The sequence below is a fragment of the Spirillospora sp. NPDC029432 genome, assembly GCF_040703975.1.
Classification (GTDB): domain Bacteria; phylum Actinomycetota; class Actinomycetes; order Streptosporangiales; family Streptosporangiaceae; genus Spirillospora.
The window spans coordinates 23,020-46,906 of sequence record NZ_JBEZWH010000062.1 but is presented as its reverse complement, the minus strand read 5'-3'; the positions used below and the strand labels follow the sequence as shown (position 1 = coordinate 46,906).

The 23,887-nt window shown below is 73.1% G+C and carries 25 protein-coding genes; 18 read left to right on the top strand and 7 right to left on the bottom strand.

What is annotated here, in order from left to right:
• Nucleotides 1–30: 30 nt before the first annotated feature.
• Nucleotides 31–1,197, bottom strand: coding sequence for a mechanosensitive ion channel domain-containing protein (locus AB0881_RS33220; protein ID WP_366623407.1), 1,167 nt, complete (start codon nucleotides 1,195–1,197; stop codon nucleotides 31–33).
• An 87-nt stretch (nucleotides 1,198–1,284) separates the two neighbouring features.
• Between AB0881_RS33220 and uvrC the strand changes: the two genes are divergently transcribed.
• The 9 genes from uvrC (at nucleotide 1,285) to AB0881_RS33175 (ending at nucleotide 10,519) form a co-directional block, all read left to right on the top strand.
• Nucleotides 1,285–3,333, top strand: a complete 2,049-nt coding sequence (gene uvrC, locus AB0881_RS33215) for an excinuclease ABC subunit UvrC (RefSeq protein WP_366623405.1) — start codon at nucleotides 1,285–1,287, stop codon at nucleotides 3,331–3,333.
• On the top strand, nucleotides 3,330–4,211 hold the full coding sequence (rapZ, locus tag AB0881_RS33210; protein ID WP_366623404.1) for an RNase adapter RapZ: 882 nt from the start codon (nucleotides 3,330–3,332) through the stop codon (nucleotides 4,209–4,211). Before uvrC ends, rapZ begins: the two co-directional genes overlap by 4 nt.
• Nucleotides 4,212–4,304: 93 nt before the next feature.
• Nucleotides 4,305–5,246, top strand: a complete 942-nt coding sequence (gene yvcK, locus AB0881_RS33205) for a uridine diphosphate-N-acetylglucosamine-binding protein YvcK (RefSeq protein WP_366623412.1) — start codon at nucleotides 4,305–4,307, stop codon at nucleotides 5,244–5,246.
• A gap of 60 nt (nucleotides 5,247–5,306) precedes the next feature.
• Entirely contained in the window at nucleotides 5,307–6,287 is a 981-nt protein-coding gene (gene whiA / locus AB0881_RS33200) for a DNA-binding protein WhiA (RefSeq protein WP_366623402.1), read from the top strand.
• A gap of 198 nt (nucleotides 6,288–6,485) precedes the next feature.
• Nucleotides 6,486–7,490, top strand: a complete 1,005-nt coding sequence (gene gap / locus AB0881_RS33195) for a type I glyceraldehyde-3-phosphate dehydrogenase (protein ID WP_366623400.1) — start codon at nucleotides 6,486–6,488, stop codon at nucleotides 7,488–7,490.
• A gap of 96 nt (nucleotides 7,491–7,586) precedes the next feature.
• The gene (locus AB0881_RS33190) at nucleotides 7,587–8,774 is read left to right on the top strand and encodes a phosphoglycerate kinase (RefSeq protein WP_366623398.1); all 1,188 of its coding nucleotides are present in this window, start codon (nucleotides 7,587–7,589) and stop codon (nucleotides 8,772–8,774) included.
• A gap of 3 nt (nucleotides 8,775–8,777) precedes the next feature.
• Entirely contained in the window at nucleotides 8,778–9,593 is an 816-nt protein-coding gene (gene tpiA, locus AB0881_RS33185; protein WP_366623396.1) for a triose-phosphate isomerase, read from the top strand.
• Nucleotides 9,594–9,821: 228 nt separating this feature from the next.
• Nucleotides 9,822–10,061: a preprotein translocase subunit SecG gene (gene secG, locus AB0881_RS33180; protein ID WP_366623410.1), complete on the top strand. Its 240-nt coding sequence runs from the start codon at nucleotides 9,822–9,824 to the stop codon at nucleotides 10,059–10,061.
• An 83-nt stretch (nucleotides 10,062–10,144) separates the two neighbouring features.
• Complete coding sequence (locus AB0881_RS33175; RefSeq protein WP_197012671.1) at nucleotides 10,145–10,519, top strand: RNA polymerase-binding protein RbpA; 375 nt, start codon at nucleotides 10,145–10,147, stop codon at nucleotides 10,517–10,519.
• Nucleotides 10,520–10,585: 66 nt separating this feature from the next.
• Here AB0881_RS33175 and AB0881_RS33170 read toward each other — a convergent pair whose 3' ends face one another.
• The gene (locus AB0881_RS33170) at nucleotides 10,586–11,986 is read right to left on the bottom strand and encodes an acyltransferase (RefSeq protein WP_366623394.1); all 1,401 of its coding nucleotides are present in this window, start codon (nucleotides 11,984–11,986) and stop codon (nucleotides 10,586–10,588) included.
• Between the two features lie 148 nt (nucleotides 11,987–12,134).
• On the opposite strand from AB0881_RS33170, the gene AB0881_RS33165 reads away from it, so the two are divergent.
• From AB0881_RS33165 to glyA, 3 genes are all read left to right on the top strand, one after another.
• On the top strand, nucleotides 12,135–12,635 hold the full coding sequence (locus AB0881_RS33165; RefSeq protein WP_366623392.1) for an Lrp/AsnC family transcriptional regulator: 501 nt from the start codon (nucleotides 12,135–12,137) through the stop codon (nucleotides 12,633–12,635).
• Between the two features lie 109 nt (nucleotides 12,636–12,744).
• The gene (locus AB0881_RS33160; protein WP_366623390.1) at nucleotides 12,745–13,716 is read left to right on the top strand and encodes a DMT family transporter; all 972 of its coding nucleotides are present in this window, start codon (nucleotides 12,745–12,747) and stop codon (nucleotides 13,714–13,716) included.
• A gap of 86 nt (nucleotides 13,717–13,802) precedes the next feature.
• Nucleotides 13,803–15,101: a serine hydroxymethyltransferase gene (glyA, locus tag AB0881_RS33155; protein WP_366623388.1), complete on the top strand. Its 1,299-nt coding sequence runs from the start codon at nucleotides 13,803–13,805 to the stop codon at nucleotides 15,099–15,101.
• Nucleotides 15,102–15,105: 4 nt separating this feature from the next.
• Here the strand turns inward: glyA and AB0881_RS33150 are convergent, their stop codons facing one another.
• Nucleotides 15,106–15,891: a class I SAM-dependent methyltransferase gene (locus AB0881_RS33150; RefSeq protein ID WP_366623386.1), complete on the bottom strand. Its 786-nt coding sequence runs from the start codon at nucleotides 15,889–15,891 to the stop codon at nucleotides 15,106–15,108.
• The gene (locus tag AB0881_RS33145) at nucleotides 15,888–16,967 is read right to left on the bottom strand and encodes a GNAT family N-acetyltransferase (RefSeq protein WP_366623384.1); all 1,080 of its coding nucleotides are present in this window, start codon (nucleotides 16,965–16,967) and stop codon (nucleotides 15,888–15,890) included. Before AB0881_RS33145 ends, AB0881_RS33150 begins: the two co-directional genes overlap by 4 nt.
• Before the next feature lie 141 nt (nucleotides 16,968–17,108).
• On the opposite strand from AB0881_RS33145, the gene AB0881_RS33140 reads away from it, so the two are divergent.
• Together AB0881_RS33140 and AB0881_RS33135 are read left to right on the top strand one after the other, a co-directional pair.
• Nucleotides 17,109–17,729: a carboxymuconolactone decarboxylase family protein gene (locus AB0881_RS33140; RefSeq protein WP_366623382.1), complete on the top strand. Its 621-nt coding sequence runs from the start codon at nucleotides 17,109–17,111 to the stop codon at nucleotides 17,727–17,729.
• A gap of 108 nt (nucleotides 17,730–17,837) precedes the next feature.
• Nucleotides 17,838–19,253 carry an FAD-dependent oxidoreductase gene (locus AB0881_RS33135; protein WP_366623380.1) on the top strand — a complete coding sequence of 472 codons (1,416 nt, stop codon included), beginning with the start codon at nucleotides 17,838–17,840 and terminating at the stop codon, nucleotides 19,251–19,253.
• Here AB0881_RS33135 and AB0881_RS33130 read toward each other — a convergent pair.
• Nucleotides 19,250–20,008, bottom strand: a complete 759-nt coding sequence (locus AB0881_RS33130; RefSeq protein ID WP_366623378.1) for an isocitrate lyase/phosphoenolpyruvate mutase family protein — start codon at nucleotides 20,006–20,008, stop codon at nucleotides 19,250–19,252. The genes AB0881_RS33135 and AB0881_RS33130 overlap by 4 nt on opposite strands.
• 162 nt (nucleotides 20,009–20,170) lie before the next feature.
• Here AB0881_RS33130 and AB0881_RS33125 point away from each other — a divergent pair, with 162 nt between their 5' ends.
• Entirely contained in the window at nucleotides 20,171–21,217 is a 1,047-nt protein-coding gene (locus tag AB0881_RS33125) for an amidohydrolase family protein (RefSeq protein WP_366623376.1), read from the top strand.
• Here AB0881_RS33125 and AB0881_RS33120 read toward each other — a convergent pair.
• Entirely contained in the window at nucleotides 21,207–21,608 is a 402-nt protein-coding gene (locus AB0881_RS33120; protein ID WP_366623374.1) for an ATP-binding protein, read from the bottom strand. The two genes, AB0881_RS33125 and AB0881_RS33120, sit on opposite strands and share 11 nt — an antisense overlap.
• Complete coding sequence (locus AB0881_RS33115; protein ID WP_366623372.1) at nucleotides 21,605–21,862, bottom strand: hypothetical protein; 258 nt, start codon at nucleotides 21,860–21,862, stop codon at nucleotides 21,605–21,607. Before AB0881_RS33115 ends, AB0881_RS33120 begins: the two co-directional genes overlap by 4 nt.
• Nucleotides 21,863–22,045: 183 nt before the next feature.
• On the opposite strand from AB0881_RS33115, the gene AB0881_RS33110 reads away from it, so the two are divergent.
• The 3 genes from AB0881_RS33110 to AB0881_RS33100 all read left to right on the top strand — a co-directional run bounded on the left by AB0881_RS33110 (nucleotide 22,046) and on the right by AB0881_RS33100 (nucleotide 23,884).
• Entirely contained in the window at nucleotides 22,046–22,906 is an 861-nt protein-coding gene (locus AB0881_RS33110) for a helix-turn-helix transcriptional regulator (RefSeq protein ID WP_366623370.1), read from the top strand.
• On the top strand, nucleotides 22,903–23,115 hold the full coding sequence (locus AB0881_RS33105; protein WP_366623368.1) for a DUF397 domain-containing protein: 213 nt from the start codon (nucleotides 22,903–22,905) through the stop codon (nucleotides 23,113–23,115). The genes AB0881_RS33110 and AB0881_RS33105 overlap by 4 nt, the downstream gene beginning before the upstream one ends.
• 157 nt (nucleotides 23,116–23,272) lie before the next feature.
• Nucleotides 23,273–23,884 (top strand): hypothetical protein, encoded by a 612-nt coding sequence (locus tag AB0881_RS33100; protein WP_366623366.1) that lies wholly within the window; start codon nucleotides 23,273–23,275, stop codon nucleotides 23,882–23,884.
• The last annotated feature ends 3 nt before the right edge of the window (nucleotides 23,885–23,887 follow it).

Below are 23,887 nucleotides of genomic sequence, written 5' to 3'. Positions count from 1 at the left end.
CCCCCCCGCCCCCCCCCCCGCCCGGCCCGGTCAGTGGCCGTCCCAGGCGCGGTCGGCGTGGGCGACCGCGCCCGCGCCGCCCGCACCGCCGGTCCCGGTGATCTCGGTGGTCGCGGCCACCTCCGTCCGGAAGCGCGGCAGCGCCTCCGGGTGGTTCTCGCGGATGTAGGCCACCAGCCGCTCGCGGACGGCGCAGCGCAGGTCCCACCAGTCGGCGTCGTCGGCGGCGCTCATCATCGCGCGCACCTGGAGCAGGCCGTTCGGCATCATGTCGGTCACCGCCAGGCTCCAGTCGCGGCGGTCCCACAGCGGGTTGTCGCGCAGCATCTCGTACAGCTCGGTGCGCAGCTCCTCGACGGGCACCGACCAGTCCACGTAGAACATGACCGTCCCGAGCAGGCGGTTGCTGCGACGGGTCCAGTTCTCGAACGGCTGCTCGGTGAAGTACGAGACCGGCAGCACCAGCCGCCGCTCGTCCCAGACGCGCACGACCACGTACGACAGCGTCAGCTCCTCGACCCGCCCCCACTCGCCCTGCACGACCACGACGTCGTCCAGGCGCAGCGCGTCGCTGAAGGCGATCTGCAGCCCGGCGAACAGGTTGCCCAGCGCGGGCCGGGCCGCGATGCCGACGACCAGCCCGGCCACGCCCGCCGAGGCCAGCATCCCGGCGCCCAGCGTGCGGACGGCCGGGAACGTGAACAGCGCCGCCCCGACCGCGATCACCACGATCACCGCCGCGGCGATCCGGCGCAGCAGCAGCATCTGGGTGCGCGTCTTGCGGGCCCGCCGGTTGCGCTCGCCCTCGATGCGCATCAGCCGCTGCAGCGGCGGATCGGTCAGCGCGTACGAGATCCGCAGCACGAGCCAGGTGGTGGCGCCGATCGCGGCGATCTTGAGCAGGTGCCGCACCACGCCCTCGGCCGGATCGGCCAGGTAGCGGTACGGCATCGCGGCCGCGGTGCTGATCACCACGGCGAACGCGAAGGCGGGCGCGGTGCAGTTCCGGGCCGCCTCGCCGGCGCCCGGCCAGCGCGCCGACAGCCGCCCGGCCAGCAGCCGGCGCGCAGCCTCGACCACGATCACCGAGGTGGCCACCGCGGCCGCCAATACGGTCCAGCTCCAGAACGCCGACACGGCCCTCGCGACCCCCTCCGGTCTCAGATGGTGCGTTCCCGACAGTGCCTTTTCCGACACTATGCACTCTCCCGGGGCCCTCTTTCCGATGATCTGGCCCCGGAACGAGATCTCCGTCACCGGTGCCGGGCGTCCCGGAGCGCCCGGATGTCGGCCCCGGCTACTAGGCTTTCGGGCGTGGCTGACCCGGCGAACTACCGACCCGCCCCGGGGTCCATTCCGGACTCGCCGGGCGTTTACCGCTTCCGCGACGAGCACGGCCGGGTCGTGTACGTCGGCAAGGCCAAGAGCCTGCGCTCCCGGCTCGGCTCCTACTTCGCCGACTTCGCCGGCCTGCACCCGCGCACCCAGACGATGCTGCGGACGGCCGCCGGGGTCGACTGGACCGTCGTCGGCACCGAGGTCGAGGCGCTCCAGCTCGAATACTCCTGGATCAAGGAGTTCGACCCGCGGTTCAACGTCCGCTACCGCGACGACAAGTCCTATCCGTACTTGGCCGTCACCCTCGACGAGGACTACCCGAGGGTGATGGTGATGCGCGGCGCCAAGCGCAAAGGGGTGCGCTACTTCGGCCCCTACTCGCACGCCTGGGCGATCCGCGAGACGGTCGACCAGCTGCTGCGGGTCTTCCCCGTGCGCACCTGCCGCCCGGGGGTCTTCAAGCGGCAGCGCCAGCTCGACCGGCCGTGCCTGCTCGGCTACATCGACAAGTGCTCGGCGCCCTGTGTGGGCCGGGTGACGCCCGAGGAGCACCGGCTGCTGGCCGAGGACTTCTGCGACTTCATGGCGGGCAACACCGGCCGCTTCATCAAGCGGCTCGAACGCGACATGCGCGAGGCCGCCGCCGCCCAGGAGTACGAGCGCGCCGCCCGGCTGCGCGACGACATCCGCGCGCTGGAGCGGGCGCTGGAGAAGCAGACCGTGGTGCTGCCCGACAGCACCGACTGCGACATGATCGCGTTCGCCGAGGACGAGCTGGAGGCGGCCGTCCAGGTGTTCTACGTGCGCGGCGGCCGGATCCGCGGCCAGCGCGGCTGGGTCGTCGACAAGGTCGAGGCGGTCACCACCTCCGACCTGGTCGAGACGTTCCTCCTGCAGGTCTACGGCGACAGCGAGTCGGTGCCGCGCGAGGTCCTCGTCCCGGCCCTGCCGCCCGACGAGGCGGCGATGAGCGAGGTGCTGGCCGAGCAGCGCGGCGGTCCGGTCCGGCTGCGGGTGCCGCAGCGCGGCGACAAGAAGGCGCTGCTCGACACCGTCGCCCGCAACGCGATGGAGGCGCTCAAGCAGCACAAGACCCGCCGTGCCAGCGACCTGACCACCCGCAGCCGGGCGCTGCAGGAGATCCAGGACGCCCTGGAGCTGCCCGAGGCGCCGCTGCGGATCGAGTGCTACGACGTCTCCAACCTGCAAGGTTCCAACGTGGTGGCGTCCATGGTGGTGTTCGAGGACGGGCTGGCCCGCAAGAGCGAGTACCGCCGGTTCTCGATCAAGGCGGTGGAGGGGCAGGACGACGTCCGCTCCATCCACGAGGTGATCACCCGCCGGTTCCGCCGCTACCTCGCCGAGAGCGAGAAGTTCGGCGAGCTGGACGCGATCGGCGACGACCCCGAGGAGCGCGCCGAGAACCCCCAGGACGCCGCCGACCACCAGCCCATCGACCCCGAGACCGGCAAGCCCCGCAAGTTCGCCTACCCGCCCAACCTGGTGATCGTCGACGGCGGCCCGCCGCAGGTCGCGGCCGCGCAGCGGGCGCTGGAGGAGCTGGGCATCGACGACATCGCGGTCTGCGGCATCGCCAAGCGGCTGGAGGAGCTGTGGCTGCCCGCCGACCCCGACCCGGTGATCCTGCCGCGCAACAGCGAGGGCATGTTCCTGGTCCAGCGGGTCCGCGACGAGGCGCACCGGTTCGCGATCACGTTCCACCGGCAGCGGCGGTCCAAGGCCATGACCGCGAGCGAGCTGGACGGCGTGCCGGGGCTGGGGCCGGCCCGCCGGTCGGCCCTGCTGAAACATTTCGGGTCGGTGAAGCGGTTGAAGGAGGCGACGCCCGAGCAGATCGCCGAGGTCCCCGGCATCGGCCTGCGCAGCGCCGGGCAGATCGCCGCGGCCCTGCGCGGCGAGGCCGGGGAGGGCGCGCCGGCCACGGGGAGCGCGGCCGCGGGTAGCGAAGGCAAGGACCGGGGGGAGCCGAGTTGACCACCACCGATACTCAGATACCGGACATCGTGATCGTCACGGGCATGTCCGGGGCGGGCCGCAGCACCGCCGCCAAGTCGCTGGAGGACCTCGACTGGTTCGTGGTCGACAACCTCCCGCCCGGCCTGCTCGCCACGATGGCCGACCTGGGCGGCCGGGTGAAGGACGCGGTGCCGCGGATCGCCGTGGTGGTCGACGTGCGCAGCCGCGCGTTCACCGAGGACCTGCACTCCTCGATCGCCGAGCTGGAGGCGCGCGGCGTCCACCCGCGGGTGGTGTTCCTGGAGGCGTCCGACGCCGACCTGGTGCGCCGCTTCGAGAGCGTCCGCCGGCCGCACCCGCTGCAGGGCGACGGGCGCCTGGTCGACGGCATCGCCCGCGAGCGCGAGCTGGTCCGCGAGGTCCGCGCCGAGGCCGACCTGGTCCTGGACACGAGCGGACTCAACGTGCACGAGCTGCGTGCCAAGATCGTCGGCTACTTCGGCAACGACACCGGCGAGTCCTCGCTGCGCGCCACCGTGGTCTCGTTCGGCTACAAGTACGGCCTGCCCGTGGACGCCGACCTGGTCGTCGACTGCCGCTTCCTGCCGAACCCGCACTGGGTCCCCGAGCTGCGCCCCAAGACGGGCCGCGACACCGCCGTCCGCGACTACGTGCTCGGGCAGCGCGGCGCCAAGGAGTTCCTGGACGCCTACACCGAGGTCCTGCGGCTGCTCGCCGAGGGGTACGAGCGCGAGGGCAAGCACTACGTGACGCTCGCCGTGGGATGCACCGGCGGCAAACACCGTAGTGTGGCCATGGCGGAGCAGATCGCCGCCCGGCTGAGGGACGAGGGCATCGAGGTGCAGGCGTCCCATCGAGACCTCGGCCGTGAGTGACGCTTCCGGGCAGGTCCCGGACGACGAGAAGAACGGTATGCGGCAGAACGGCACGGGGGTGGCGGGGTGAGCCGGTCCGGTGCCGGGCCCGCGGTGGTGGCCCTGGGCGGCGGGCACGGCCTGTACGCCTCGCTGTCGGCGCTGCGCCGGGTCACCGACCGGCTCAGCGCGGTGGTGACGGTCGCCGACGACGGCGGCTCCAGCGGCCGGCTGCGCCGCGAGCTGGGCGTGCTGCCGCCCGGCGACCTGCGGATGGCGCTGGCCGCGCTGTGCGGCGACGACGAGTGGGGCCAGACCTGGCGCGACGTCGTCCAGCACCGCTTCCGCAGCCAGGGCGACCTGCACGACCACGCGGTCGGCAACCTGCTGATCGTCGCGCTGTGGGAGCTGCTCGGCGAGGGCACCGCCGCCTCGACGGTGGCCGGGCTCGACTGGGTCGGCCGGCTGCTGGGCGCCGGCGGCCGGGTGCTGCCGATGGCCTCGGTCCCGCTGGACATCGTCGCCGAGGTGCGCGGCGCCGACCCCGCCGGGCCCGACGAGGTGACCCGCGTCAAGGGCCAGGTGGCCTGCGCCAAGACGCCCGGGACGGTGCTGAGCGTCTCGCTCGTCCCGTCCGACCCGCCCGCCTGCCCCGAGGCCCTGGAGGCCGTCGACGCCGCCGACTGGGTGGTGTTCGGCCCCGGATCCTGGTTCACCAGCGTGCTGCCGCACCTCCAGGTGCCCGAGCTGGCCCGCGCCCTCACCTCCACCCGGGCGCGGCGGCTGGTCGCGCTCAACCTCGCGCCGCAGCCGGGCGAGACCGACGACTTCTCGCCGCAGACGCATCTGGAGGTCCTCCAGGCGCACGCGCCCGACCTGCGCGTGGACGTGGTGCTCGCCGACCGGGGGGTCGTCGACGACCCCGTCGCGCTGGACAAGGCCGTACAGGACCTGGGCGGCCGGCTGGAACTGGCCGACGTGGCCGCCGACGACGGCTCCCCGCGTCATGATCCCGCCCGGCTGGCCCAAGCCTTCGTGAAGATTTTCCGTGAGTGACGTCCGGCGCGGCCGACATCGGCCACACTGCTGGAAGTTCCTAGGGGGAGGGTGTCGAGCATGGCGATGACCGGTGTGGTGAAGGACGAGCTGAGCAGGCTGTCGGTGATGAAGCCCTGCTGCCGCAAGGCGGAGGTGTCGACCCTGCTGCGGTTCGCGGGGGGTCTCCACCTGGTCAGCGGGCGGATCGTGATCGAGGCCGAGATCGACACCGGCTCGGCCGCGCGGCGCCTCCGCAAGGACGTCGCCGAGGTCTTCGGCCACACCTCCGACGTGGTGGTGCTCGCGCCCAGCGGGCTGCGCAAGGGCAACCGCTACGTCGTCCGGGTCTTCCGCGAGGGGGAGTCGCTGGCCCGGCAGACCGGCCTGATCGACAACAACGGCCGCCCGGTCCGCGGGCTGCCCCGGCACGTGGTCGCGGGGGCGGCCTGCGACGCCGAGTCGGCCTGGCGGGGGGCGTTCCTGGCGCACGGCTCGCTGACCGAGCCGGGCCGGTCGATGTCGCTGGAGGTGACCTGCCCCGGCCCGGAGGCCGCGCTGGCGCTGGTCGGCGCCGCCCGCCGGCTCAAGATCCACGCCAAGGCGCGGGAGGTGCGCGGCGTGGACCGGGTCGTGGTCCGCGACGGCGACGCGATCAGCGCGCTGCTGACCCGGCTGGGCGCGCACGACAGCGTGCTGGCCTGGGAGGAGCGCCGGATGCGCCGCGAGGTGCGGGCCACCGCCAACCGCCTCGCCAACTTCGACGACGCCAACCTGCGCCGCTCCGCCCGCGCCGCCGTCGCCGCCGGCGCCCGGGTGGCCCGCGCCCTGGAGATCCTCGGCGACGACGCCCCCGAGCACCTGGTCAGCGCCGGCCGGCTGCGCCTGGAGCACAAGCAGGCCTCCCTGGAGGAGCTCGGCCAGCTCGCCGACCCGCCGCTGACCAAGGACGCCATCGCGGGCCGCATCCGCCGCCTGCTGGCGATGGCGGACAAGCGCGCCCAGGACCAGGGCGTCCCCGGCACCGAGGCCAACCTCACCGCCGACATGCTCGCCCCCTGAGCCGGAACCTGATCGGGCAGGTGGGGCGGTGCCTCCCTCATCGGGGGACGCCGCCTCACCCGCGATATCCCACGGCGCCGGTGTCGGGGTACGGGCAGGGCATTCGATAGGGTCGGGAGCGGGGCAGCCCCCCGCAATCCGCGTAGTGAGAGCCCGGATCCGACCGGGTGAGAGTCGACGTATGAGGAGAGCCGTTCCGTGACCATCCGAGTAGGCATCAACGGTTTCGGCCGGATCGGCCGTAACTTCTTCCGCGCCGTGAAGGCCTCCGGAGCCGACATCGAGATCGTGGCGGTCAACGACCTGACCGACAACGCCACGCTCGCCACCCTGCTCAAGTACGACAGCATCCTGGGCCGCCTCGGCGAGGACGTGCACGCCACCGCGGACGAGATCGTCGTCGGCGGCAAGTCGATCAAGGCGTTCGAGGAGCGCGACCCCGCCAACCTCAAGTGGGGCGAGCTCGGCGTCGACATAGTCGTGGAGTCCACCGGCTTCTTCACCGACGCCACCAAGGCCAAGGTGCACGCCGACAACGGCGCCAAGAAGGTCATCATCTCGGCCCCGGCCAAGAACGAGGACCTCACCGTCGTGCTCGGCGCCAACGAGGACAAGTACGACCCGGCCAAGCACACGGTGATCTCCAACGCCTCCTGCACCACCAACTGCCTGGCGCCGCTGGCCAAGGTCCTGCACGACAACTTCGTCGTCGAGAAGGGCCTGATGACGACGATCCACGCGTACACCCAGGACCAGAACCTGCAGGACGCCCCGCACAAGGACCTGCGCCGCGCCCGCGCCGCCGCGCTGAACGTGGTCCCGACCTCCACCGGCGCCGCCAAGGCCATCGGCCTGGTGCTGCCGGAGCTGAACGGCAAGCTGGACGGCTACGCGCTGCGCGTCCCGGTGCCGACCGGCTCGGCCACCGACCTGACCGCGACCGTGTCCCGCGAGGTCACCGTCGACGAGGTCAACGCCGCGTTCAAGAAGGCCGCGGAGGGCGAGCTCAAGGGCTACCTCACCTACACCGAGGACCCGATCGTCTCCTCCGACATCGTCACCGACCCGGCCTCCTGCATCTTCGACTCCGGGCTGACCAAGGTCATCGGCGACCAGGTGAAGGTCGTCGGCTGGTACGACAACGAGTGGGGCTACTCCAACCGCCTCGTCGACCTGGTCAAGCTCGTCGGCTCGTCGCTCTGATCTCCGCTGATCCGCTCGTGCCCGCCGTGGCGGCGCCGCCCTTGACAGGGCCGCGCGGCCACGGCGGGCCCGTATCCGGAAGGACACCGCATTCCGATGCGCACCATTGACGATCTGGACGTGGCCGGGAGGCGCGTCCTGGTCCGCGCGGATCTGAACGTGCCGCTGGAGGACGGCCGGATCACCGACGACGGCCGGATCCGGGCCAGCGTCCCGACGATCCAGAGGCTGCGCGACAAGGGCGCCCGCGTCGTCGTCTGCGCCCACCTCGGCCGCCCCAAGGGCGAGGTCAAGCCCGAGTTCTCGCTGGCCCCCGTGGCCGCGCGGCTCGGCGAGCTGCTGGGCGCCGACGTGGCGTTCGCCGGCGACGTGGTGGGCGAGTCCGCCCGGGCCGCCGCCGAGGGGCTGGCCGACGGGCAGGTCGCGCTGCTGGAGAACCTGCGCTTCGAGGCGGGGGAGACCAGCAAGGACGACGCCGAGCGCGGCGCGTTCGCCGACCGGCTCGCCGCGCTGGCCGAGGCGTACGTCGGCGACGGGTTCGGCGCGGTGCACCGCAGGCACGCCAGCGTGTACGACGTGCCGAAGCGGCTGCCGCACGCGGCCGGCGGGCTGATCGCCGCCGAGGTCGAGGTGCTGAAGAAACTGACGGAGGACGTCGCGCGGCCGTACGCCGTCGTCCTGGGCGGCTCCAAGGTCTCCGACAAGCTCGGCGTGATCGACAACCTGCTCGGCAAGGCCGACCGCATCCTGATCGGCGGCGGCATGGTCTTCACCTTCCTCAAGGCCCAGGGCCACGAGGTCGGCGGGAGCCTGCTGGAGGAGGACCAGCTCGGCACCGTGCGCGAGTACCTGCGCCGGGCCGAGGAGTCGGGCGTGGAGTTCGTGCTGCCGGTCGACATCGTCGCCGCGACCGCGTTCGCCGCCGACGCCGAGCACTCGGTGGTGGCCGCCGACGCCATCCCCGCCGACCGGATGGGCCTGGACATCGGCCCCGAGTCCGGCAAGCTGTTCGCCTCCCGCCTGGCGGGGGCCGGCACCGTCTTCTGGAACGGCCCCATGGGCGTGTTCGAGATGGAGCCGTACTCCCACGGCACCCGCGCGGTCGCGCAGGGCCTGCTCGACTCCGGCGCGTTCACCGTCGTCGGCGGCGGCGACTCGGCCGCGGCGGTCCGCACGCTCGGCTTCGACGAGAACGGCTTCTCCCACATCTCCACCGGCGGCGGCGCCAGCCTCGAATATCTCGAAGGCAAGACGCTGCCCGGCCTGCAGGCTCTGGAGGACTGACGCATGGCCCCGAAGAACCCCGCTTCCAAGCCCGCCGGCCGCAGGCCGCTGATGGCCGGCAACTGGAAGATGAACAACAACCACTTCGAGACGATCAAGCTGGTCCAGCAGCTGGCGTTCGGGCTCAAGGACGCCGACTTCGACGCCGTCGACATCGCCGTGCTGCCGCCGTTCACCAACCTGCGGACCGTCGAGTCGCTGGTGGAGGCCGACAAGCTGCGGATCACCTACGGCTCGCAGGACATCTCCCCGCACGTCTCCGGCGCCTACACCGGCGAGATCTCCGGGGCGATGCTGGCCAAGCTGCGGTGCACGTACGCGACGGTCGGGCACTCCGAGCGCCGCCAGTACCACAACGAGGACGACGCGCTGGTCAACGCCAAGGCCAAGGCCGCCCTGGCGAACGAGATCACGCCGATCGTCTGCGTGGGCGAGGGGCTGGAGGTCCGCAAGGCCGGCCGCCATGTCGAGCACACGCTGGCCCAGGTCGAGGGCGCGCTGGAGAAGATCCCCGCCGACCAGGCCCGCACCGTGGTGATCGCGTACGAGCCGGTCTGGGCGATCGGGACGGGCGAGGTGGCCACCCCGCAGGACGCCCAGGAGGTCTGCGCGGCGATCCGCGGCAGGCTCGCCGAGCTGTACGACGGCGAGGTCGCCGCCGACGTGCGTATCCTGTACGGAGGTTCGGTCAAGGGCGGCAACGTCGCCGGGATCATGGCGCAGTCCGACGTGGACGGCGCCCTGGTCGGCGGTGCCAGCCTGGACGCGGGCGAGTTCATCAAGATCTGCCGGTACCGGGACCTGCCGGTCACGGTCTGACCGGGCTCGGGACCGGCCATGAGGGCCGGTCCCGGCATGGTCTGTTCTGATCAATTCGGTTGCGGTACGGGGATTCTTGCCGAACCAGCGGGAAGTTCGTCGTACCCTTCCGTACTGACGGGCCGATCGCCCGGCATACCGCGTCCGTGAACCTGAATACAGCGTTCCCTTGAAGAACAAGCGCCCCGCCCCGGCGGGGTCGGCCGGAAGAGGCACTCAACAGTGGCAATCATCGCAACGTCCGCCGTGCTCCTGCTCACCAGCGTGCTGATGGTGGTCCTCGTCCTCGCGCACAAGGGCAAGGGCGGCGGGCTGTCGGACATGTTCGGCGGCGGCGTCACCTCGTCGCTGGGCGGCTCCTCGGTGGTCGAGCGGAACCTGGACCGGCTGACGGTCGCCACCGGCATCATCTGGTTCGCCTCGATCATCGTCCTCGGGCTGCTGTTCAAGAGCAAGGGCGTCGGCTGAACGGGCCGTACAGGCAGAGATGAGAAAGGGCCCCCGCCGCGCGGTCAGGGCGGCGCGGGGCGCACACGAGCGAGGAGTAATCCGTGGGTAGTGGCAACGCGATTCGGGGCAGCCGTGTCGGGGCCGGTCCGATGGGAGAGGCCGAGCGGGGCGACGCCGCCCCCCGGGTCTGGGTGACGTTCTACTGTGCCAACCGGCACGAGACCCGCCCCAGCTTCGCGACCGACGTCGCCGTCCCCGACACGTGGGACTGCCCCCGCTGCGGGTTCCCGGCGGGCCAGGACTCGGACAACCCCCCGGCCCCGCCGAAGACCGAGCCGTACAAGACGCACCTGGCGTACGTGAAGGAGCGGCGCAGCGACGAGGACGGCGAGGCCATCCTCGAGGAGGCGCTGGCCAAGCTCCGCCAGAAGCGCGCCGCGGTCAAGGCCGCCATGGAGTCCGCCGGCCGCGTCTGATCGGCTCCCGGCTCCAGCGAGCAGCGTGCACGGCCCGGTTCCCGTTGGGGAGCCGGGCCGTGTCCGTCACAGCCCCGGCCCGTGGCCGCTCGTCTGGCGGCTCGCGGCGGTGGCCGTGACCGTGCCCGGCGCGAGCGCGACCTCGCTCCGCGACCCGGCCGGTGCGGCCCGCCTGGCCGGTGAGGCGGCGTCCTCGCGCGCTGAGCGGGGCTCCTTGGCGGCGAGCGCGAGGCGCCGGCCGTAGCGGTGCAGGGGGGCCTCGACCGCCCGGTACGTCAGCTCGCTGAGCACCAGGACCAGGATCAGGTAGGGGACCAGCAGCCAGGGTGCGTCCCGGTCGGGGCGGCCGATGGTGAGGTCGAGGCCCATCAGCAGCACCGGATGGACCAGGTAGACCGAGTAGCTGATCACGCCCAGCCGGGCGAGCCACCGCGGTACGGCGCGGTGCCGCAGCGCCATGCCGGCGGCGAACACCAGCGCGGTCACCAGGATCGTGATCACCCAGGACCGCTTGAGGATCTCCTCGCTCTGGCCGGGCGCCCAGACCCGCAGGTGCCACAGGCCGCCCGCGATCGCCGCGACGAGGACGGCCCCGGCGGCGACGGCGGCGGCCCGGACCCGGATCTGGCGCCGTTCGGCACGGTGGATCGCGGTGCCGGCGAACATCACCCCGAGCAGCGTCAGGCCCTCCCAGGGCTCGACGCGGCCGTTGAACAGCACCAGCGCCGCCGCGAGCGCCCCGCCCAGCAGCGCCCCGGCCCGGCTCACGGCGGTCCGCGACGAGCAGGCCGCCCAGATCGCGGCCACCATGATCGCGAAGCCGGCGACCGCGACCGGGGCGACACCGTACCGCGCCGACAGCGCAGCGCTGGGCAGCAGCAGCGCCAGGCTCAGGGCCGCCAGCGCCAGGACGGTGGCGATGGTCGCCGAGTGCCGGTTCGCCCGCCCCGCCGCGAACAGCGCCACCACCATCAGGTAGAAGGCCATCTCGTACGACAGCGTCCACAGGACGTTCAGCGCGCTCGGGACGGCGAGCAGGTCCTGCATCATCGTCAGGTGGGCGAGCGCGGCGCCGAGCGGGTCGAAGTCCGTTCCCAGGCCCTGCCGCAGCGGGGTGAGGCCGGCGAGCGCGACCAGCAGGGTCGCGGCGAGCACCACCAGCAGCAGCGGGTAGATGCGGAACAGCCGGCCGATCCAGAACCGCCGCACCGATCCGCTCCGTTCCAGTGAAGCGGGAATGATGTAGCCGCTGACCAGGAAGAAGACCAGGACGCCGGCGTGCCCGGGATCGACCCAGCGCAGGATCTCGTGCCGGAACTGCGGCAGGTAGTGGTAGCAGCCGTGGTGCAGGGCGACGACGAAGGCGGCGATGCCCCGCAGGCCGTCCAGCCAGCCCAGCCGGACGGGCCCCGCGCCCGCGGCCTGCGCCGCGGCAGGGGCGTCTGGGGTGGGATGTCCGGTTTGCATGGCACGCCGACAGTAGTCGACGTGATCTGTCAAATCCCTGCGAACGGGACGGATGACATCTGATCTTCAGCAAACTGTCAGCCTGGCCGGCCGCGGCGGAACGGGCGGGCGTCGGCGGCCGGGACGGAGCGCCGCATAAAATTCGGAGATGAGCTCGATGGACGCGGTGGATCAGGCGATCCTGCGCCGGCTGCAGCGCGACGGCCGGCAGACGAACCGGGAACTGGCCGACGCGGTGGGCATCGCGCCCTCGACGGCCCTGGAGCGCACCCGGGCGCTGCGCGCCCGCGGCGTGATCACGGGTTTCCACGCCGGGGTCGACCTGGAGGCGCTGGGCCGCGGCGTGCAGGCGCTGATCTCGATCCGGATCCGGCCGCAGTCGCGGGAGGCGATCGAGTCGACCCGCGACCACATGGCCGCGATGCCCGAGACGCTGGGCGTGTTCGTGGTGACGGGCGCCGAGGACATCCTGGTGCACGTGGCGGTGCCGAGCACGCAGTACCTGCGGGACTTCGTGCTCGACCGGCTGGCGCGGCGCAAGGAGTTCGTGGACGTGCGGACGACCGTGGTGTACGACTACGTCCAGCCGGCGGAGCAGTCCGAACTTCCCACGCCGGATCGCCGGGATCGCCGAAACCCGTACGCCTGAGGCGGCGCTCGCGGGCTTCCCGCCGTACAACAGCCGGTCCCCGGTGCTTGAACCGAACGAAATACGGACTCAAAGCGACCAGCCCGCACTTTTGCCTAGCGTTGCGGGCATGGACCAACGAAACGGCTTCTCCGGTGTCCTGCTCGTCCTGGCCGCCGGTGTCCTCTGGGGGACGGTCGGGCCGGCGCAGGTGCTGGCGGACTCGCCGGCCCCGCCGGTCACCCTGGGCGCGGCGCGCATCCTGTCGGGCGGGCTGCTGCTGGCGCTGTTCGTCCTGATGACGGAGCCGCGGGCGGTCCGCGGGCTCGGCGGGACGGCCCGGCTGCCGCTGCTCGCCGCCGCGGCGGCCACGGGCACGTTCCAGGCCGCGTTCCTGACCGCGGTCGACCGTACCGGCGCCGCCGTGGCCACCGCGATCGTCTTCGGCCTGGTGCCGGTCTCCACCGGCGTCTGCGAGCGCCTGGTGCTGCGCACCCGGCTGAGCCGCCGCTGGGCGGCCGGCACGGCCTGCGCAGTCGGCGGCTGCGCGCTGCTGATGGTGCCCGGATTCACGGGCGCCCTCGATCCGGTGGGGCTCGCGCTCGCCCTCGTCGGCGGATGCTGCTTCGGCGTCTACACCGTGTCCGCCAAGATCCTGGGCGAGCGCGGGGTGAACATGGCGGCAGCCGTCGCGGTGACGCTGCTGGCCGGCGGCGCGCTGCTGCTGCCCTGGGCGCTGCGCGGGGCGCCGGAGCTGGCCGTCGGCCGTTCACCGGCGCTGGTGGCCTGGCTGGGCCCGGCCACGACCGCGGTCGCGTACATGTGCTTCGTGATCGGCCTGCGGCGGGTCACCGCCGCCACCGCGGGCACCCTCAGCCTGGCCGAGCCGCTGGTCGCGGCCGTCCTGGCCCTCGCCGTGCTGGGGGAGCGGCTGTCGGCGGCGACCACCGCCGGATGCCTTCTCCTCCTGGGCGGCCTCGTCCTGGTGTCCGTTCCAGGCCGGATCCGCCCGCCCCGCCGGACGCGGCGGGACGCGCCGCTATGCTTGCCGGACGCGACTGGCGCAGTCAAGGTGGAGTCGACCACCGGGGAGCGAAGCTAGTCCGCACACCGCGCGCCTGGGTGTACGGGCCCCTCAGCCGGGGGTCCGCGCACTGGACCGCCGGCGCGACCAGTGCGGAGGCCGCCATGCACCAGCCGTCCCTCTCCCAGCTGCGCGACCAGGACCCCGATCTGGCCGGGCTCGTCGAGGCCGAGGCCCGGCGCCAGTTCGAGAAGCTCCGGCTCATCGCCTCGGAGAACTACGTCTCGCCCGCCGTGCTGGAGGCCACCGGCTCGGTGCTGACCAACAAGTACTCCGAGGGGTACGCCGGCCGCCGCTACTACGAGGGCCAGCAGCTCGTCGACCCGGTCGAGCTGCTGGCCGTCGAGCGGGCCAGGGAGCTGTTCGGCGCCGAGCACGCCAACGTCCAGCCGTACTCGGGCTCGCCCGCCAACCTCGCCGTCTACATGGCGTTCCTGAACCCGGGCGACACCGTGATGGGGCTGTCGCTGCCGATGGGCGGCCACCTCACCCACGGCTGGTCGGTGTCGGCGACCGGCAAGTGGTTCAACCCCGTCCGGTACGAGGTGCGCGCCGACACCGGCCGGGTCGACATGGACCAGGTCCGCGACCTGGCGCTCAAGGAGCGGCCCAAGCTGATCTGGTGCGGCGGCACCGCGATCCCGCGCACGATCGACTTCCCCGCGTTCGCCGAGATCGCCCGCGAGACCGGCGCGGTGCTGGCCGCCGACATCGCGCACATCGCGGGCCTGATCGCCGGCGGCGCACACCCGTCCCCGGTCGGGCACGCGGACGTGATCACCACGACCACGCACAAGACGCTGCGCGGCCCGCGCGGCGCCATGGTCATGGCGACCGCCGAGCACGCCGCCGCGATCGACAAGGCCGTCTTCCCCGGCCTGCAGGGCGGCCCGCACAACCACACCACGGCCGCCATCGCGGTCGCGCTGCGGGAGGCGGCGCGGCCGGAGTTCGCCGACTACGCGCACCGGGTCGTCGCCAACGCCCGGGCGCTGGCCGCCGCGCTGGTGGAACGGGGCTTCGACCTGATCTCGGGCGGTACCGACAACCATCTGATCCTCATCGACCTGACGGGCAAGGGCGTCCCGGGCAAGCCCGCGGCCAAGGCCCTCGACGCGGCCGGGATCGAGCTCAACCACAACGCGGTGCCGTTCGACCCGCGCAAGCCGTTCGACCCCTCCGGGCTGCGGATCGGCACCGCGGCGATCACCACCCGCGGGCTCACCCCGGACCGGATGCCGCAGGTGGCCGCGTGGATCGACGACATCGTCCAGGCCGCCGCGCGCGGCGAGGGCGGGGAAGGCACCGAGGGCGCGGAGGGCAGGGAGCGGGAGCGGGTCGCGGGGGAGATCCGCGAGCTGCTGGCCGATCACCCGATGCCGGGCTGGGCGCCCGCGCCCTGACCGGTCAGCCGGCCCGGCGGAACACCGTGATCATGCGCCAGGCCTCGGGGGCGGTCACCGCCACCTCGCCGAAGTCCCCGTACCGGGCGACCTGCTCCAGGGCGCCCGACAGGCGTGCCGCGGCGTCCAGCTCGGTCGCGCTCCAGAACCGGTAGGGCACCACGTCCCGCAGCACCCGGGCGGGCCCGCCGCCCTCCTCGATGACCACCGTGACGTGGTCGTCGGAGACCTGCGTGATCGGGTCGAGCAGGTCGGTGGGCTCGCCCCAGCGGACGGTGGCGCGCGCGTCGGCGCGCTCCACCGTCCATCCGCCGCTCACGCTGGGCTCGTCGCCGAGCCGGTCGCGCGGGTGCGCCATCTCCACGATGTAGAGGCCGTCGCCGGCGAGGTGCTCGGCGGCGCGGTCGAGGTGGGCGGTGAACGCGTCCAGCGTCATCAGGTGGGAGGTCGAGTCGAGCATCGTCACGACCAGGTCGAACCGGCGCCCCAGCGCGAAGTCGGTCATGTCCTCCTGGACGACCTCCAGTTCCACCCCGGCGGCCGCGGCCTGTTCCGCCGCGTACGCGCACATCGCCGGATGGATGTCGAGGGCGGTCGCCGCCACGCCCCGCCGGGCGAACTCGACGGCGTGCTCGGCCGGGCCGGCGGCCAGCTCCAGGACCGTGCGGACCGGGCCGGGGGAGCGGCGGTGCCGCGCGCACCAGCCGAGCAGCGCGTCCACCTCGGGCGGCACCGTGCGGAACGAGCACGCCAGTTGGTAGGCCCAGGGATCGTCGTAGATGCCGGTCACCCGGACATCCTGCCACCCGCGCTTGGACCGCTCCATCGAGACCGCTCCATCGAGACGGGGCCGCCGCCGGCGGGCCGCCCGTCGAGCCGGAGCCGGACCTCCACGATCCCGGGCTCCTCGGTACGGCGCGTCCGCCCGCCCAGCGAGGTGAACAGCCGCCGCATCCGCGCGTTCTCGCTCAGCGCGGTCGCGCGCGCCTCCACCAGCCCGCGCTCGCGGCCCAGCACCAGCAGCAGTTCCGCGAGAGACCGCCCGAGCCCCCGGCCCTGCCAGGCGTCCTCGACCAGGAACGCCAGCTCCGCCACGCCGGGATCGACGACGTGGATCATGTGCGCGAGCGCGAGCAGCGACCCGTCCGGCCCCTCGGCCACCAGCGTCAGACCGCGCGCGGGGTCGCAGAACCGGTCGATCGCGCGCTGCGGCAGCGACGCCTTGCCGCTGAAGTAGCGCATCCGGCGGCTCTCCAGCGAGCAGCGCCCGTGCATCTCGCGCAGCCCGGTCGCGTCGCCGGGCTCGATCGGCCGCACCAGCACGCGCGTCCCGTCCCGGAGCGTGAGCGTGCGCTGGTCGGGGCGCGCCCGGCCCGGCGGCGGCAGTACGGCCCGTACCAGCGCGTCCGCCCGCGCCGCCTCCGTCGCGGTGAACGGCAGCCCCGCCCGGCGCAGCCGCACGGCCTGCCCGGGCCCGGCCGGTACGGTCAGCACGTCGCGCCCGCTCTCGGCGGTGTCCGTCCACGCGGCCTCGCCCGCGCGCAGCAGCTCGCCCAGCGCGGCGGGCAGCGCCCGCGGCTCGGCGCGCACCCGCGCCACCAGCGCCAGCACGTGCGTCGGCTCGTCCACCAGCTCGTGCGGCCGGGCCGGGACCACGGTGGTCCGGGCGCCGCCCGCCGCCTCCAGCTCCTCGCGGACCCGGTCGGCGGAGGGCATGTCGACGATGAACTCGTCCACCACGCCCTCGGTGCCGACCTGCACCGACAGCCCCAGGATGTTGGCGCCGCGGGCGGCCAGGGCGGACGCGAGCCCGGCCAGCCGGCCGGGCCGGTCGTCGATCTCGGTACGGATGCGCAGCAACGGCATGGGGACCGTTCCCCCTTCGTCGGGTACATCCGCAACGCTCGGTCATGCCTGTTACGGAACCGCTACGCCGCCGTGTGCTGAGAGTTTCTCCTTGGGGACGACGCTTGAGCGCCCTCCCGGCGAGGCCGTAGCGTGCCAGGCATGATCGACCCCGTGAGCCCGACGCCCGGCGACGACCGGCTGCCCCTGCTGAAGCCCGAGGTGCTGGGCGAGGAGCAGCGGGAGGTGTACGAGGCGATCACCGGCGGCCCGCGCCGCGAGCGCCCCGCGCCGCTGCGCTACATGGACGAGGAGGGGCGGCTGCTCGGCCCGTTCAACGCGATGCTCTACAGCCCGGCCGTAGGGCTGCCGCTCCAGGAGCTCGGCGCGGCGCTGCGGTTCCGCACGGCGTTCACCAAGCGGGAGCGGGAGATCGCGATCCTGGTCGTGGCGGCGTGCCGGCGCTCGGACTTCGAGTGGTACGCCCACGAGCGGATCGGCCGCCGCGCCGGCCTCACCGACGGCGAGCTGGCGGCGCTGCGCGGCGGGCGCGCCCCGCTGCTGGGCGACGCGCGCGAGCGGGTCGTGTACGAGGCGGCGCGGCAGCTGGCGGACGACGGCGACCTCAGCGACCCGGTCTACACCGAGGCGGTCGCGACGCTGGGCCGCCCCGCCGTGGTCGAGCTGGTCGCCCTGGTCGGCTACTACGCGGCGCTGGCGCTCCAGCTGCGGGTGTTCCGGGTGGGCGTGCCGGAGGGCGAGGACGCACCCGACTGGGACTGAACCAGACTGGGACTGAACCAGACTGGGAGTGAACCGGACCGGGAGTGAACCGGACCGGGAGTGAACAAGTCCATCGTCGCGTGCCGCGCTTTGCAGCAGGATGAGGCCATGGACGTTCCCGGTGTCCCGCTCGCTCCCGATTTCGACGCCGGCGGGACGCCGTACTGGTTACGCGCCCTCGGCGACGCGCCGCCCGGCAGGCGGCTGCCAGGCCCGATGACGGCCGACGTGTGCGTCGTCGGCGCCGGCTGCACCGGCCTCTGGACCGCCTACTACCTCAAGCGCGCCGATCCGGGCCTGCGCGTCGTCGTCCTGGAGCGGGGGACGCCCGGCCGGGGCGCCTCCGGAGCAGGCGGCGGCCGCCTGTCGGGGGAGTCGCCGGCCTCGTGCGCGCGGCTGGCCCGGCGGCACGGCCGCTTCGCCGTGATCGCCCTGCAGCGCGCGCTGTTCGAGACCGTCGACGAGATCGTCCGGGTGGCCGTCCACGAGGGCGTCGACGCGGACCTGCTCAAGAGCGGGCTCCTGTACGTCGCGCGCAACCCGGCGCAGCTGGCCCGCCTGGAGACTCACGTGCGCCTGAGCCGCACCTGGGGCTGGGCCGAACGCGACCTGCACCTCGACACCCTCGCCCGGGTGAACGTCGCGGGCGCGGCCGGCGCCGCGTGGAGCCCGCACGGCGCGCGCGTCCAGCCCGCCGCCCTGGTCAGGGGGCTGGCGCGGGCCGCCGCCGGGCTGGGCGTGGAGATCTACGATCACACCCCCGTGCTGCGGATCCGCCCGCGTTCGAGCGTCTCGCCCGCCGCGGCCGCCACCCCGCACGGGACGGTCGCCGCCGAGTACGTCATCCGCGCCACCGAGGGCTTCACCGCCGCCCTGGAGGGCCACCACCGGGACTGGCTCCCGATGACCGACTCCATGATCGTCACCACCCCGCTGCCGGACGCGGCGTGGGCGGAGATCGGCTGGGAGGGCGCCGAGCCGCTCACCGACGTGGCGCACGCCGGCGTCCGGCTCCAGCGCACCGCCGACGGCCGCGTCGCCGTCGGCGGCCGCGGCCGCCCGTACCGCTACGGGTCGCGCGTGGCGGACTCGGGCCGTGCCGATCCCGGTGCCGTGGCCGCCCTGTGGCGCGCCCTGGTCGCGATGTTCCCGGCCGCGTCCGCCGCGTCGGTCGCCGGTGCCTGGACGGGCGTGCTGGGCGTGCCCCGCGACCGCTGCCCCTCGGTCACCCTGGACCACCGCACCGGCCTCGGCCACGCGGGCGGCTTCTCCCTGAGCGGCCTGACGGCGTCCAACCTCGCCGCCCGCACCCTCCGCGACCTGCTCCTCGAACGCGACAGCACGCTCACCGCGCTGCCCTGGGTGCACTGGCGCAACCGCCGCTGGGAACCCGAGCCGCTGCGCTGGCTCGGCATCCGGGCCGGCTACGCCCTCTACCGCGCGGCCGACGCCCACGAACGCTCGTCCGCCTCCCCGAAGACCTCGCCCCTGGCCCGCGCCGCCGCCGTCCTGACCCGCCGCTAGGACGCCTCCGCCACCATCCGCTGGACGTCGGCGTAGGAGGGCACGCCCGCCGGGGCCGCCTGATCCAGGGCCGCCGTGACGGCCGCGTGCAGCGCCGTGCGGAAGAGGAGCGAGCCGTAGCTGATCCGCCTGACGCCCATCCGGGCCAGCTCGTCCACGGCCGTCCGTCCCGGCAGGAACAGGACGTTCAGCGGCAGGGGCGTGGCGTCCACGAGGCCGCGCACGTCCCGTTCCGCCGCGACCCCCGGGACGAAGATCCCGTCGGCGCCCGCGGCCGTGTAGGCGCGCACCCGTTCCAGCGCCTCCGCCTCGTGCCCGGGCAGCCAGTGGGCGTCGGTACGGGCGTTCACGAAAAGGTCGGGGGCGGCCGCCTTCACCGCCTCGACCAGGGCGGCGTGCTCCTTCACGGGCCGTAGGGAGCCGTCCGCGCGCCCGTCCTCGATGTTGATCCCGGCGACGCCGTACGAGGCGAGCTCCCCGGCCAGCGCCGCGACCTCTTCAGGACGCTCGGAGAAGCCGCCCTCGACGTCGACCGTGACCGGCACCGGCAGCCGCACCAGCGACCGCGCCAGGCGCAGGGTCTCGGCCCGGGTGGCGTTCTCGCCGTCCGGCAGGCCCGCCGCCGCGGCGACCCCGAGGCTGGTCGTCCCGATCGCCGGGAAGCCCGCCGTCGCCAGCGCCGCGCCGCTGGCGAAATCCCAGGCGTTGGGCAGGAGCAGCGGGCGTTCCCCGTAGTGCAGCTCGCGAAAGGTCATGTCCCCGACGCTACGCCGGGGACATTTCGACACCGCCCGAAGGACGCCCGCCCCGGGCCCGGGCGGTAGGGCGGGCCCTACCCGGAGGTAGGGGGCAAACCAGATTGTCTCAGACGAGACTATCTCTGGAGACTCCTACCTAGCCGACCCAAGGAGTCCCCCATGCGGATCAGCCGCCGTACCGCCCTCCGCGCGGGCGTCCTGGCCACCGCCGGTGCCGCCGCCGGTGCCGCAGGGCCCGCCGCCGCCCACGGCCCCGCCCGGATCGACACCCACCACCACGCGCTGCCGCCCGCCATGCGCAAATGGGCCGTCGAGCACGGCCTGCTCCCGCCCCAGGGCGGCCCCCGCTGGGGACGGTGGGACCTGCGGGAGACCCTCGACGCGATGGACGCCAACCGCATCGAACTCGGCGTCGCCTCGGCCCCCGCCCCGTCCTTCGTCTTCAAGGACAGGGCCCTCGCCGCGTCGGGCGCCCGCACATTCAACGAGTCCCTCGCCGGCCTGGTCCGGGACCACCCCCGCCGCTTCGGCTTCTTCGCGTACCTGCCGCTCCTGCACATCGACGTGGCGCTGGAGGAGGCTGCGTACGCCTTGGACGAGCTGGGCGCCGACGGCGTGCTCATGATGAACACCGCCGGCGGCCGCTACCTCGGCGACAGGGCCTTCGACCCGCTGTTCGCCGAGCTGGACCGCCGCCGGGCCGTCGTCTTGACCCACCCCGACGCCCTCCCGGAGGACCCCGAACCGCTCCCCGGCATCGAGAACTCGGTCGCCGACTTCATGCTCGACACCACCCGCTGCGCGCTCAACCTGATCCGATCCGGGACGCTGGACCGCCACCCCGGCGTGTCGATCATCCTGTCCCACGGCGGCGGCTTCCTCCCGTACATCGGAGGCCGCGTCGAACGCGCCGGCCGGATGGGCGAGGGCCCGCCCCCGGACGCCTTCCGCCGCGCGCTCCGCCGCTTCCACTACGACACGGCCCTGCCCCTGTCGCCGTACGCCTCGCCCACCCTGCTGAAGGCGGCCGGAGCGGGCCGCGTCCTGTACGGCACGGACTGGCCCCAAGTGAACGCGTCCGAGGTCGCCATCGCCCGCCGCGCCTTCGACCGCGACCCCGACCTGACCCCGCGCGCCCGCGCCGCGATCAACCGCCACAACGCCCTCCGCCTCCTCCCCACCGTCGCCGCCCGCCTCACGCGCTGACGAACCCGGCCCACACGACGGTCCGTACACCCTCGGCGCGGTACCCCCAGCGCAGGGCGAGCGCCTCCACGATCCGCAGCCCCCGCCCCGACTCGCCGCCCGCCTCGCCCCGCACCGCCGGCCGCGCCCCGCCCGCCCCGTCGTCCCCGACCTCGACCCGCAGAAGCCCGCCCCCGCCGTACACCCTGACGGTGACCTTCCCGCCGCGCCCTGAGGCGGTGTGCCGCACCGCGTTCCCGACCAGCTCGTCCACGACCAGCGCCATCTCGTACAGGACCTCGCCGTCCCGCCCGAGATGCTCCGGCACGAGCGTCTCCCGCAGGAACCTCCGGGCCTGCGCCGCGGACCGGTCCACCCCGGGCAGCGTCACCTCGCCCAGCAGCCCGCTCACGCCCGAGCCTCCGCCGCGATCCGGCGCGCCACCACGTCCAGCCGGTCCGCCTCCAGCTCGCCGCCCCGCCACACCAGCAGCCACCGCCCGTCCCGCTGCACCGCCAGAACCGCCTCCCGCCGCCCGTCCCGGCACGGCACGTACAGAACGGCCTCCGCGTAGTACGGGAACACCAGCACCGCCGACGCGAGCACCGCCCGCAACTCCCAGGCGAGCCGCACGAGCAGCCCGTACCGCGCCCCACAAGCCCCCATCACCCACTCCTCCCGTTGAACTCACGGCAAGCGTGGTCGCGGACGGTCACCGGCTCAACACTTCGCGGGGAGGTTAGAGGTATCCATCCGTGGTCTGCGGCGCTGCGGATATACCAGTAACGAATATATTCGGATCTTCACGGTCGGGATTCGGGTGGACACGGAGCGTGTCAGGATCGCCGCATGCGATACGACGAACGCATGACGTATCGCCGACGAAAGATCGGCGACACGCTGCGGCGGCTCCGAGAGGAACGCGGCTACACCCAGCGCGCTGCCGGCCGCATACTCGAACGCTCTCAAGCGTCCCTGAGCGCGTACGAGAACGGCCACCGCGCCATCCGCCCCCGCGACCTTAAACACATCCTCGACCAGTACGGAGTCACAGACGTTTTCCTGCGCGAGCGCCTGCTCTCCCTGGCTAAGCAGGGCCGCCAGGACGGCTGGTGGCACGACTTCGACGAACGCCTGGAGCCGGGCGTGGTCGACTTCGCCTCTCTGGAAGCCGATGCTTCCCACATCCGCATCTTCGGGCCGCAGGTCGTGCACGGGCTCTTTCAAACCGAGGAATACGCCCGCCTCATGATCAGTGGCTCCGGAATGGCGCTCCGGAGCACGCCGGACATCGATACCCAGGTCGGCTTCCGCCTGAACCGGCAGAGGATCCTTCAGGGGACGGTTCCCCCGGCAGTCTCCGCGGTCCTGGGTGAGGGGGCGCTGCGTCAGCGGATAGGAGGAGCCGACGTCATGCGACGCCAAGGGCTCCGCCTGCTCGCGCTCGGCGAACTTCCCCACGTCGAGCTTCAGATCCTCCCCTTCTCCGCTGGCATCCACCCGGGTGGAGACGGCGCATTCACGATCCTCGGTGTCGGACAGGGGGCGATGCTCGATGTCGTGGCGATCGACAGCCTGACCCGCAGTTGGTACGTGGATGAGCCTTCGGACGTCGACCACTACGCTGACACGTTCGACATGCTCAGGGAGATCGCCCTTTCCGAAAGCGATTCTCGTACGATGATCGAACGGATAGTGTCCGAGTCATGAGCGACCAGTTCTCCAGCCTTCGGTGGCGGACGAGCAGTTACAGCACTGGAGAAGGCACACAGTGCGTGCAGATCGCCGAGCTGAGTCCCTATTCGATCGTCGCGGCGCGTGACTCCAAGGACCCGGACGGCGGGACGCTCGCGTTCTCGCGCGGGGCGTGGGGTGCCCTCGTCGGGCAGATCAAGGCAGGGGTTCTCGACCCGCGCTGAACGGGTCGACCGCGTGATCACCTCCGGCCTCTGGGGGAGGTCCGCGTCCATCAGGACTGTCGGTGGGGGCTTGTTGGATGGCGGGATGACCGCATTTGAGCTTGCAGCCCGGCTCCCGTCGATCGCGGCGGTCCGGAGGCTGAGCCGGTCCTTCGCCGTGCTGGACGCGATCTTGAGCGATGGCGGGGACGGTACCTACGGTTTCGATCGGCGTTGGGGTCCGGATGCGGAACTGGCCTCGATGGACAACGGCAGCGGGGACGAGTACTCGATCGTCTTCACCGCCGCCGGCGCGTTCGTCCGGGGCTTCGATCATGAATCGGTGATGAGCCCTTACGGCGACGAGAACCACCGCACCTGGCCGGGGCTGATCGAAGCGGTTCCCCTGGAGTTCGCGGAATGGGTGAGCGAACCGGCCTTCTGCGATGACGGCGGCGCGGGGCCGTTCCTGGCCGCCACCGTGTGCCTGTGGCGCCGCCATGACCAACCGGCCTGGCAGACGGGCGACATCGAGTTCCCCACCGGCCGCCGCGCCGGAGGCGACCCGGACGGCGCGTCCTGGCTGTTCCATCTCCTCGCCGACGGCACCCCAGACGCCTACTGCAGATATGCCGCCGACTACTTCGGCCACCCTGTCGACCCGGCGGACGTGAGGCACGTCTTCGAGCACCGCCCGCTCGACCCGGAACTCGTCCGGCGCCTCAACCCCGACGCCAGCCTGGCCGGTCTGGCCGAACCCCTCGACACCATCGGCTTTCCCTCGCCCTAGTAC

Bases quoted from the DNA above. Each gene is read 5' to 3' on its own strand.
- uvrC (WP_366623405.1), top strand. From the start codon at position 1,285: ATGTCGGCCCCGGCTACTAGGCTTTCGGGCGTGGCTGACCCGGCGAAC.
- whiA (WP_366623402.1), top strand. From the start codon at position 5,307: ATGGCGATGACCGGTGTGGTGAAGGACGAGCTGAGCAGGCTGTCGGTG.
- AB0881_RS33190 (WP_366623398.1), top strand. From the start codon at position 7,587: ATGCGCACCATTGACGATCTGGACGTGGCCGGGAGGCGCGTCCTGGTC.
- tpiA (WP_366623396.1), top strand. From the start codon at position 8,778: ATGGCCCCGAAGAACCCCGCTTCCAAGCCCGCCGGCCGCAGGCCGCTG.
- AB0881_RS33170 (WP_366623394.1), bottom strand. From the start codon at position 11,986: ATGCAAACCGGACATCCCACCCCAGACGCCCCTGCCGCGGCGCAGGCC.
- AB0881_RS33165 (WP_366623392.1), top strand. From the start codon at position 12,135: ATGAGCTCGATGGACGCGGTGGATCAGGCGATCCTGCGCCGGCTGCAG.
- AB0881_RS33160 (WP_366623390.1), top strand. From the start codon at position 12,745: ATGGACCAACGAAACGGCTTCTCCGGTGTCCTGCTCGTCCTGGCCGCC.
- glyA (WP_366623388.1), top strand. From the start codon at position 13,803: ATGCACCAGCCGTCCCTCTCCCAGCTGCGCGACCAGGACCCCGATCTG.
- AB0881_RS33145 (WP_366623384.1), bottom strand. From the start codon at position 16,967: ATGCCGTTGCTGCGCATCCGTACCGAGATCGACGACCGGCCCGGCCGG.
- AB0881_RS33140 (WP_366623382.1), top strand. From the start codon at position 17,109: ATGATCGACCCCGTGAGCCCGACGCCCGGCGACGACCGGCTGCCCCTG.
- AB0881_RS33135 (WP_366623380.1), top strand. From the start codon at position 17,838: ATGGACGTTCCCGGTGTCCCGCTCGCTCCCGATTTCGACGCCGGCGGG.
- AB0881_RS33130 (WP_366623378.1), bottom strand. From the start codon at position 20,008: ATGACCTTTCGCGAGCTGCACTACGGGGAACGCCCGCTGCTCCTGCCC.
- AB0881_RS33125 (WP_366623376.1), top strand. From the start codon at position 20,171: ATGCGGATCAGCCGCCGTACCGCCCTCCGCGCGGGCGTCCTGGCCACC.
- AB0881_RS33115 (WP_366623372.1), bottom strand. From the start codon at position 21,862: ATGGGGGCTTGTGGGGCGCGGTACGGGCTGCTCGTGCGGCTCGCCTGG.
- AB0881_RS33110 (WP_366623370.1), top strand. From the start codon at position 22,046: ATGCGATACGACGAACGCATGACGTATCGCCGACGAAAGATCGGCGAC.
- AB0881_RS33105 (WP_366623368.1), top strand. From the start codon at position 22,903: ATGAGCGACCAGTTCTCCAGCCTTCGGTGGCGGACGAGCAGTTACAGC.